This window comes from Aquabacterium sp. UBA2148 (assembly GCF_002328915.1).
In the GTDB taxonomy this organism is placed as follows: domain Bacteria; phylum Pseudomonadota; class Gammaproteobacteria; order Burkholderiales; family Burkholderiaceae_C; genus Aquabacterium; species Aquabacterium parvum.
The window spans coordinates 1,246-3,435 of record NZ_DCXA01000222.1; the positions used below are offsets into that span (position 1 = coordinate 1,246).

Annotated in this window: 2 protein-coding genes; both read left to right on the plus strand. The window is 67.5% G+C overall.

What is annotated here, in order from left to right; all coding sequences use genetic code 11:
• Positions 1–935: class I SAM-dependent rRNA methyltransferase (locus tag B2W70_RS12550; RefSeq protein WP_286746136.1), on the plus strand; the 935-nt coding region annotated here is incomplete at its 5' end.
• Positions 936–1,052: 117 nt separating this feature from the next.
• Positions 1,053–2,141 (plus strand): AraC family transcriptional regulator, encoded by a 1,089-nt coding sequence (locus tag B2W70_RS12555; protein ID WP_286746138.1) that lies wholly within the window; start codon positions 1,053–1,055, stop codon positions 2,139–2,141.
• Positions 2,142–2,190: the final 49 nt, after the last annotated feature.

Sequence of the window (2,190 nt, forward strand, 5' to 3'; positions counted from 1 at the left end):
CCATCGCCTCCAACGGCGTGCGCCTGATCCACGGCGAAGCCGATGGCCTGCCCGGCCTCGTCGTCGACCAGTACGACGACGTGCTTTCGGCGCAGTTCCTGAGCTGCGGCACCGAGCGCTGGAAGAACGCCATCGCCGACGCACTCGTCGCGGCCACCGGCTGCCCCTTCATTTACGAGCGCTCCGACGTCAGCGTGCGTGGCCTCGAAGGCCTGGCGCCGGTCACCGGCTGGTTGCGCCACCCCGATGCCCCCAGCGGCCACCAGCGCCCCACCGAAGTCACCATCGACGAAAACGGCTGGAAGCTCACGCTCGACGTCGCCGAGGGCCACAAGACCGGCTACTACCTCGACCAGCGCGACAACCGCGGCCTGTTCGCCAAACTGGTGCGCGAGCTGGGATGCCAGACCGTGCTCAATTGCTACAGCTACACCGGCGGCTTCAGCGTGGCCGCCCTGGCCGGCGGCGCATCGCAGGTCACCAGCGTCGACTCATCAGGCCCCGCTTTGGTGCGCGCCACGAACCACGTCGCCCTCAACGGCTTCGACCCCGCTGCGCACACCGCGCTGGATGCCGACGTCAACGCCACGCTGCGCCAGTTCCTGCAAGAAGGCCGCAGCTTCGACGCCATCGTGCTCGACCCCCCGAAATTCGCCCCCAGCGCCGCCCACGCCGACCGCGCCAGCCGCGCCTACAAGGACATCAACCGGCTGGCCCTCAAGCTGCTGAACCCAGGCGGCCTGCTGCTGACCTTCTCCTGCTCGGGCGGCATCAGCGCCGACCTCTTTCACAAAATCGTCGCGGGCGCCGGCCTGGACGCCCAGGTCGACGGCTACCTGCTGCGCCGCCTGGAGGCCACCTGCGACCACCCGACCACCATCACCTTCCCCGAAGGCGAATACCTCAAGGGCCTGGCCATCGTCCGCAAGGGTTGAATCGACGAACACCTGACGAATCTCACGGTATTGTTCAGTTGGACAACAATTGGACGACCAAGGTCTTTGGAGCCTCGGACATAATCGGATGAGAATGTGACTCGTTTGGATGTGGCCATGAACGCCAAAAGCCTTCCCAGGCAGTTGTGGGATTTCCGCCGAGGCATGGCCACGGCCCGTGTGTTGTGCCAACTCGGCCAGGACCATGGCCTGAGCCTGGAACAGCTCCTGCTGCACACCGGCCTGAGCCGCGCCCAGCTGGAAGACCCCAAGGGCGAGATCGAAGCCCAGCAAGAAATCCAGGTCATCCGCAACCTGATCAGCACCCTGCCCCACGTGCCCACGCTGGGCATCGAAGCCGGCTGCCGCTACCACGTCACCACCTACGGCCTGTGGGGCTACGCCGTGCTCTCCAGCCCCACGCTGGGCATGGCCGTGAGCATGGCCTCGCGCATGCTCAACCAGACCTTCTCGCTGACCACCAACGAGGTCGAGCAGGTGGGCGAGCAGGTGTTCGTGACCTACCACGCCGACCACCTGCCACCCGAGGTTCGTCAGTTCATCGTCGACCGCGACCGCGCCGCCGTGCTCACCTTGCAGCGCGAGATCCTGGGCCAGCCCATGCCCTACCAGGCGGTGCAAATGCGCCGCGCCGAGCCCTCGGCCGAACTCACCCAGGCCTACACCGAGCTCTTCGGCGTGCGCCCGCAGTTCGGCCAGGCGCACGACCGCAGCGTCTTCGCCGCCTCGCTGATGCACGAGCCGCTGCCCCAGGCCGACCCACACACCGCCGCCCTGTGCGAGCAGATGTGCAAGAAGCTGGTCGACGCACGCAGCAGCCGCACCGGCGTGGCCGCCCAGGTGCGCGACCGCCTGATGCGCACGCCCGGCCGCATCCCGGACATGGAAGCCATCGCCGCCGAGATGAACATCACCTCGCGCACGCTGCGCCGCCACCTCACCACCGAGGGCGCGTCCTTTCGCACCTTGCTTGAAGAGGTGCGCTCCACCCTGGCCGAAGAGCTGATGACCACCGCTTCCCTCACGCACTCGGAAATCGCCGAGCGCCTGGGCTACGCCGACGTCACCACCTTCATCGAGGCCTTCCGCCGCTGGAAGGGCGTGCCGCCCAGCGAGTTCCGCAAAGCCCAGGGCCTGCTGCGCCCGGGCGGGCCGGTGGTCAGGCGGCGCTTCATCCCTCGCTGAAAGCCCATAAAGGCAGCTTGGACGCGAACTGTTTCACGGTTCGCGGCGC

Bases quoted from the DNA above. Each gene is read 5' to 3' on its own strand.
- B2W70_RS12555 (WP_286746138.1), top strand. From the start codon at position 1,053: ATGAACGCCAAAAGCCTTCCCAGGCAGTTGTGGGATTTCCGCCGAGGC.